The 7,136-nt window shown below is 47.0% G+C and carries 8 protein-coding genes; 1 reads left to right on the forward strand and 7 read right to left on the reverse strand.

Features of this window, described 5'->3' with window-relative positions; all coding sequences use genetic code 11:
* Nucleotides 1-93 precede the first annotated feature (93 nt).
* Entirely contained in the window at nt 94-1,050 is a 957-nt protein-coding gene (locus ABEW34_RS30025; protein WP_430164951.1) for a DMT family transporter, read from the forward strand.
* Nucleotides 1,051-1,147: 97 nt separating this feature from the next.
* Here ABEW34_RS30025 and ABEW34_RS30030 read toward each other — a convergent pair whose 3' ends face one another.
* The 7 genes from ABEW34_RS30030 to ABEW34_RS30060 all read right to left on the reverse strand — a co-directional run bounded on the left by ABEW34_RS30030 (nt 1,148) and on the right by ABEW34_RS30060 (nt 6,687).
* A complete protein-coding gene (locus tag ABEW34_RS30030; RefSeq protein WP_430164969.1) occupies nt 1,148-2,281 on the reverse strand; it encodes a rhamnogalacturonan acetylesterase in 1,134 nt (377 codons plus the stop codon).
* Nucleotides 2,282-2,521: 240 nt separating this feature from the next.
* Entirely contained in the window at nt 2,522-2,788 is a 267-nt protein-coding gene (locus tag ABEW34_RS30035) for a metal-sensitive transcriptional regulator (RefSeq protein ID WP_430164954.1), read from the reverse strand.
* A gap of 68 nt (nt 2,789-2,856) precedes the next feature.
* Nucleotides 2,857-3,330, reverse strand: coding sequence for a DsrE/DsrF/DrsH-like family protein (locus ABEW34_RS30040; RefSeq protein ID WP_430164972.1), 474 nt, complete (start codon nt 3,328-3,330; stop codon nt 2,857-2,859).
* A gap of 95 nt (nt 3,331-3,425) precedes the next feature.
* Entirely contained in the window at nt 3,426-4,544 is a 1,119-nt protein-coding gene (locus ABEW34_RS30045; protein WP_430164975.1) for an MBL fold metallo-hydrolase, read from the reverse strand.
* Between the two features lie 56 nt (nt 4,545-4,600).
* Entirely contained in the window at nt 4,601-5,179 is a 579-nt protein-coding gene (locus ABEW34_RS30050) for a sulfurtransferase TusA family protein (protein ID WP_430164957.1), read from the reverse strand.
* Between the two features lie 196 nt (nt 5,180-5,375).
* Nucleotides 5,376-5,624, reverse strand: a complete 249-nt coding sequence (locus ABEW34_RS30055) for a hypothetical protein (RefSeq protein WP_430164960.1) — start codon at nt 5,622-5,624, stop codon at nt 5,376-5,378.
* An 88-nt stretch (nt 5,625-5,712) separates the two neighbouring features.
* Complete coding sequence (locus ABEW34_RS30060) at nt 5,713-6,687, reverse strand: ring-cleaving dioxygenase (protein WP_430164963.1); 975 nt, start codon at nt 6,685-6,687, stop codon at nt 5,713-5,715.
* Nucleotides 6,688-7,136: the final 449 nt, after the last annotated feature.

Here is a 7,136-nt window from a genome sequence, read left to right on the forward strand (position 1 = left end):
TCGTGCGGTACTGCCGAATGGTTTATCTTTAATGTAACAGATGAGCCGTTCGCGAACACGACCTCGCTTAACCTTAGGAAGGAAGTCATACCTATGAAAGATAAAAGTATTAAGCTCGCTTATATATTCGCTGTATTAAATGCCGTTATTATCGGTTTCTCCTTTTTATTCGCCAAGCTCTCGCTCGAAAGCGCCCAGCCGCTAGATACGCTCACGTTCCGGTTTGCATTTTCATTCCTCATCATGACGATTCCTGTAGCACTAGGCATGATTAAGCTGAATTATCGCGGCAAGCCTCTATTTAAAGCGCTACTGCTTGCAGCGATGTATCCGCTCGGCTTTTTTACCCTTCAGGCTTTTGGCCTGCTGCATGCAAGCTCAGCTGAAGGCGGCATTTTATATGCCTTTACGCCCGTTGTGACGATGATCATCGCTTCCATCTTTCTGAGAGAAAGGACATCCTTGCTGCAAAAGCTATCGATTTTCCTCTCAGTATTCGGCGTTGTGTTCATTTTCATGATGAAGGGCAGCAGCATCGATTTATCCAATATGCTGGGCATTTCCCTGCTGTTTCTGACCTGCTTCGCTTTTGCCGGCTATAGCGTGCTGGCACGTTCGCTTTCCAAGCATTTTAGCCCAGCTGAACTTACGTATTTGATGCTTGGGATTGGTTTTGGCGTGTTTCTCTCTATATCGTTGGTACAGCACACGACTGCGGGGACGATGGACAGCTTCCTTACGCCTCTGCGCAGCGGATCGTTTCTGCTATCCATCTTTTATTTAGGAGTTATCTCCTCGCTCATCACTTCTCTGACGTCCAACTACATTTTGGGGCGGATTGAAGCTTCAAAAATGAGCGTGTTTACCAATTTATCGACGATCGTATCGATGGCGGGCGGTGCCCTTTTCCTTGGTGAAGAGCTGACGGTGTATCATGTCATCGGTTCGTTGTTTATTATTGCGGGGGTAGTCGGCACTAATCTGCTGGGCAGCAAGCGTAAACGGCCATCGCCGTCCTCTGGCGGCGAAGCTACCGTTTCGAGGGTGTAATATAGAGAAAGAATAGAAAAATCATATGTTTTCCAATATTTTAAATAAAATAATAGCCGGCGTGTTGCGAATTTCTCGCTGCACACCGGCTATTTCCTTAAAATCCGCTCAAGCCTTGGCTGCTTAGATTGTTTTTCACAAGCTGAGCGAGCTTCTGAGCACCTGCGTAGTTTGGATGCAGCGAATCGCCCGTCATATACAGGTTCAATGTCGCTGCAGGGCCAATGGAGGTGAAATACGCTGAGCTCAGCACATTGAGATCTACAAGCGTCACATTTTCCTCGGCAGCCAGCGCCATTGTCGCGGCTCTGTACCATCTGCCCGTTGAGCTGTGGACATTGCTCGCATTAAAATCAGTTGCGCGGCCTTGCGGCGTAGAAAGCACAACAGTCGCTCCCTTCGCCTTGACCTGAGTAACCATATCGCGCATAATTTCCTTGAACTGCGCTTCGGTCGTTTCATTTTTGGCAGTCGTATCGTTAATGCCGAACTGGAGAATGAAATAATCGCCCGGTTTAATATATTTTAAAATCGCTTCCAGCTGTCCATCATCCCGGAACCCTCTCGCGAATTGCCCGCCTGTCGCCATATTCCGTACCTTGAACGTATTGCCGTTTACATATTGCCCCAGCATTTGTCCCCAGCCGCCCTGTACGCTGCTTGCCAGGGGATAATAATTTGCGACCGTGGAGTCGCCGCCAATATAAATTGTCCGGTTCGTTACCGGATTGTTCGAGATTTTCGTAATTTCCAGCGAGCTAAGCGTAAAAACAGTGCCCACCTTGCCTTCCGTAACCAAAATATTCAGCTGCCCATCGGTAATTGGGATTTGAAAAGAGTCCGTTGCATTATTGCCTGTCATATTCATAATTTGATAAACGCCTTCTGCGGCCACGCTCGCTCTTGACGTATTGCCAAGCATAACCTTCACTTCGTACAAGCCGTTCGACAAATTTACATTAAACGTATTTGTGCTTTTTGTACCGAATGTCAGGAAGCGTACCGCATCACTGCCTGCGCCCGATCCGGAAGCGGTTACATTTTGCATATTGGCTGGTGTATTGAAGCCATAGCCTGTCGCAGCCGAATAGCCGAGCGTAGCGGAGACGCCAATGTAACCAGAGGCCACACCACCATTGCCGAAATCAAATTTATAATTGTCCGCTGCACTAACCTGCTCCCCCTGCCCCAAGCTTATCCCCCCGAGCAGCAAAGTAAAAGCCAAGCACATTAAAAAAGCTTTTGACCATCGTTTCTTTGTCACTTTAATTCCTCCTTTTTAATAGGTTGTCCTATACAGATACGATAAAATGGAAGCGTATTCAAAAAAGGGTCTTAAAGGAACTTTACCATAAACACCCTTTATTTTCTACATGATTACAAAAAATATAATATTTTCTTTTGTTTCATTTTCTCTATATACGACAAAAAGCCCGCTAGTGCGAGCTTTCCTGTCTTTTTGCGTTTGCACTTAACGGCTTTTGACTAGCAATTCTACTGCTTCCTGCACGAGCTTGCCTGGATCTCTACCAGCTTCCTGTTCATCCATAATGCATTTTTGCAAGTTTTCAGCGACAATCTGGGCAAGCGCCTTATCCGATGCGTTGCGTACAGCGGAAATTTGGCTGACAACATCTTTGCACGGCTTGCCTTCCTCCATTAGGCGGAGTACCCCTCTAACCTGTCCTTCTATTCGGCGCAGCCGCTTTTTGATCTCATCTGTGTATTCATAATCCATAACCTGTCCTCCGTTCATTCCTATACCTGTACAGGTATTATAAAGCAATCGGCAGCTTAAATCATCCTTTAGATAAACAAGTTGACTTTGGCTTCTGCTGCGTCGCCCAAATAGGCCGCAACGCCTGCATATTCCAAGCCATCCATTAGCTCCTGCTCTTGAAGGCCTAGAAGTTCCATCGTCATCGTGCAAGCGACGAGCCTGACACCTTGTTCCTGGGCAAGCTCAATGAGCTGAGGCAGTGAAAGCGCATTATGCTTTTTCAGCAAATGCTGAATAATCTTTGGACCCATTCCAGCGAAATTCATCTTTGAAAGCCCTAGACGTCTGGAGCCGCGAGGCATCATCCAGCCAAACGTTTTTTCCAGCAAGCCTTTATTTGTTTGGATGTACTCATCTCTTCGAAGAGTATTTAGTCCCCAGAAGGTGAAAAAAATCGTTACCTCATGCTCATAAGCCGCCGCCCCATTCGCAATAATAAATGCAGCTATCGCTTTATCCAACTCTCCGCTAAACAATACAATCGTCGTTTTCTCTGCCATCGCTTTTAACGTCCACTCCTTTTCAATTGCCAAGTATACTAATACCCCTATAGGTATATGGAGAAGAAAAAAATATAGCCTTCTCCGATCTTTATTTATGAATCGTGAATGGCGCAACGGTTAGGGCCCAGCTCCATATCACGCTGCTCGTCTACATCCGGCTGCAGTTTCCCCATATTCACTTGCCGTATTTCTTTGTACGCGTGAGGCTGCGCAGGCAGAAAATCGGTCACGGCATGTCTGAATTCAGCCGCATCGCTCATTTGCAGTCCAGGATTATGAAGACATAGCTCGCCTAATGACGCTGAAACCATTCCGTCCTCGCCAAGCTCGGAAATATGGCCAAAATGCGCAGGCAGTACAATTAGCGTATCTGCCAGCTGCCTATAACCTTCATACAGGGTATGGCGCAAATCCATGGCCCAATCCTCAGCTTGACCAGCTAGATCGGGCCGCCCGATCGAGGAAATAAACAAAATATCCCCACTTAACAAATACGTATCATCCACAATGAGTGAGGTGCTGCCAATCGTATGCCCTGGTGAATAGAGCGCTCTTATTAGTTCCATTATGCCGTGAGCCGCTGCAGTGGATTCGTCCAGCCTGTTATAGACGAAGCTTATCTCTTCCGCATCCTTTGGCGGCAGCCAATATGTTGCTCCATTCGCTTCGGCTAGCCTTCTGCCTCCAGAAATATGATCAGCATGCAAATGCGTATCTATCGTATTCGTGATTTTAACGCCCAGCTGGCCAGCCAGACGTTCATAAACGTCTGTCATTCTGGCGGCGTCGATAACTGCCGCCTCACCCTGCGATACAATCATGTAGGATAGACATCCTTTACCCAAACGGACCCATTGAAACAGCTGGCCCCCGCTTGGCAAATCTCCGATTTTTACCGGATGCAAATATTCGCTCCATTCCTTCATTCCACCCTGCAAATAATGGACATTTAGTCTGCCATATGCGGCGAGCTGCTCAGCGACAAAAATCGATGAGCCTTCTTTGGCACACACGACGAGTGTTTCCTCATCGGCAGGAATTTGCTCAAGCGCAGCCTCTACCCCTTCAAGCAGTTCAAAATACGGAATATTTGCATATTGAAACGCCTCACCTTCCACTTTCCAATCGGCAGCGTCTTCGTGATTACGAACATCCAAAATCCATAAGGACTGCCTCTTCAAGATGTATTTCGCCAACTGCTCGCTGGTCATTGCTGTAACCTTCCTTTGCTCTGTCACTCTTATCCACTCCTTCTCCGATTGCCAGCCTAAATTGTCGTGCCTTGCCAGCCACTCATTCCCGGCAATACATTAACCACCTTCTCCATGCCTTTGCTGTTCAGCAGCTTGCAAGCGAGACTGCTGCGAACGCCGGAACGGCAGATCACATAAATAGTTTGGGCTTGGTCAAGCTCTCCTACGCGCTGTTCCAGCTCGCCAAGCGGCAGTGATACCGCCCCATTTATGTGGCCAAAAGCATATTCGGCTGGCTCACGCACATCCAGAAGCACCAATCCGCTGCTGCCATCAGTGAGCAATTGCTCCAGCTCTTCATTGCTAATCGTTATCGCAAAATCTGCTGAGTCTCCCGTTTCGCCTGAGCTAAGCTTCCGCAAATAATGCTTCAGTATATCACCCTGTTGAACAGTGCCTAAATAATGATGACCTACCGTACGTGCCCAGCTTTGGAAATCTGCTAGGGAGCCTTTGTCTGTCGCCTGAACTTCTATAACCTGCCCCTCTGCTAGCCCATTCATTGCTTTTTTCGTGCGGACAATAGGCAGCGGACAAGCAAGACCTTTGCAATCGAGCTGATAATTCGCTTTCATTTCGTCTAATTGCGACAATAGAAAAACCTCCAATATAGTTTATAGTTCAAATATCAGGTACGTATACCCCTATGGGTATAATAATAAGTAGACCTTATTCAAATGTCAACCACCGTTTAAGCACAAAATAAAATGGAGCATCCGGAAATGCTTCCGAATGCTCCATTGAACCTAAAAAATCAGGTTTTGTAATAATTGGATTTTGGGCAAGTATTTACCCCTTTTCTTGTTCCAATTCCTTAATCGCTGTATATACAGCCTGCTTGATATCTTCGGGTTGATTGTACAATTCTTCTGGGAACTGCACAGCGGCAATGCTTCCAGGCTTAATGACAATATCCTGAAGATGCAATTCAAATTTAAAGCCATCTATGAAATCTGTGCCGTCACGATCGCGATAACAATACATTCCAGAAACATCTTCCTCTTCAATGATCAGCACCGCATTTTCAGACAACTTCATTCCCATTCCCCCATTCCATTTCCTTTATACATATTATAAAAGAATTTGGAGTACAATGACAACTCAGCAAGCCTCATTTCAATAGGCCTTATGCCTTAAGCGTCGTATCTATTGGTTTAAGCCGTGCTTCGATTGCTTCGCGGCGCGGTTCCAGAAATGGAGGAAGCGCCAGCGATTCGCCAAGCGTCTCGAAAGGCTCATCCGTCACAAAGCCTGGACCATCTGTAGCCAATTCAAACAAAATACCATTCGGCTCACGGAAATATAACGAACGGAAGTAGTAGCGTTCCACGAAGCCGGAGTTTTGCAGGCCCGCTTTATTCAATACGTCGATCCATGCCATAAGCTCTTCCTTATCCTCTACACGGAAAGCAACATGGTGAACGCCGCCTTTGCCAAGGCCAGCAACCGATAAATCGCTGCGCGGCTCTACCTGTACTTCAGAGCCAGAGCCGCCCTCATGAGCCTGCATAATGATAATATCGTCCTGTCCTTCGAAGAGAGCAGGAACGCGCCCTGTTTCTTTGAAGCCTAGCAGCTTAAGAGCGGCAACGGTTGAATCAGGCTTGCGGACAGTCAGCTTTACTGGACCGAGACCTGTAATCCCGTATTCTACCGGCACTGGGCTGCGATCCCAAGGTGTTCCGGCTGCAACACCGCTGTTCGTTTCATCAGAGACAAGGGCAAGCTGCTGCCTTTCTGGATCTTCAAAAAAGATAACGTTGCGTCCGGCAAACGATGTTATTTCCGAATGCTTAACCTCATGCTGGTCGAAACGCTGGAGCCAATATTCCAGCGCCTTGTCGCTTGCTACTCGCAGCGACGTACCGGAGATGCTGCTTACACCAGGACGATTGCTGCCAATGCCGGGAAAATCAAAAAACGTCAATTCGGTACCCGGATTGCCTCTCTCATCCCCATAAAAGAGATGGTAAGCCGAGGTGTCGTCCTGATTTACCGTCTTCTTAATCAGTCTCATGCCAAGAACTTGCGTGTAGAAGCTATAGTTTAAAGATACGCTGCCTGTCATGGCAGATAAATGGTGGATTCCTTTTACATTCATTCTAAACACCCTTTCAAGTTATATTGTAACTTTATATTTGTAAGTATATAACCTTTTAGTTAGAAAAGCAAGTCTTCCCCGCTGCTCATGCCCGCTTGCTAATAAACACGCCAAAAAGCCGGAGCAGCACGTTCGCATGCCCCAGCTTTCCGTCCTCCCTAAGCGTTTTGCTTTCAGGAGTCTCCCGATTTGTTCGCCAGCCCGATGATCATGATGACAAGCACGAGTAATTGAATGAGTAGCTCAGCGCTCATTTTCATACCTCCATTGCTGTTCAAAATGCTCCTTCGTTCCGGCTTCTCCTCTGTAAGTGACTTGAAACTTCGCTCCCGCTTTATATGTATGCGGCGGCTTTGCCCAATATGCCCCTGCCAATAATAAAAACGCTAAGCCACGTCGTCCGATGGCTTAGCGTTTTTATTTTGAAATTGACTAGGGCGTGTCTGAGA

Source organism: Paenibacillus algorifonticola (genome assembly GCF_050481745.1).
GTDB classification, from domain to species: domain Bacteria; phylum Bacillota; class Bacilli; order Paenibacillales; family Paenibacillaceae; genus Pristimantibacillus; species Pristimantibacillus algorifonticola_A.

Bases quoted from the DNA above. Each gene is read 5' to 3' on its own strand.
- ABEW34_RS30025 (WP_430164951.1), top strand. From the start codon at position 94: ATGAAAGATAAAAGTATTAAGCTCGCTTATATATTCGCTGTATTAAAT.
- ABEW34_RS30030 (WP_430164969.1), bottom strand. From the start codon at position 2,281: ATGTGCTTGGCTTTTACTTTGCTGCTCGGGGGGATAAGCTTGGGGCAG.
- ABEW34_RS30035 (WP_430164954.1), bottom strand. From the start codon at position 2,788: ATGGATTATGAATACACAGATGAGATCAAAAAGCGGCTGCGCCGAATA.
- ABEW34_RS30040 (WP_430164972.1), bottom strand. From the start codon at position 3,330: ATGGCAGAGAAAACGACGATTGTATTGTTTAGCGGAGAGTTGGATAAA.
- ABEW34_RS30045 (WP_430164975.1), bottom strand. From the start codon at position 4,544: ATGACCAGCGAGCAGTTGGCGAAATACATCTTGAAGAGGCAGTCCTTA.
- ABEW34_RS30055 (WP_430164960.1), bottom strand. From the start codon at position 5,624: ATGAAGTTGTCTGAAAATGCGGTGCTGATCATTGAAGAGGAAGATGTT.
- ABEW34_RS30060 (WP_430164963.1), bottom strand. From the start codon at position 6,687: ATGAATGTAAAAGGAATCCACCATTTATCTGCCATGACAGGCAGCGTA.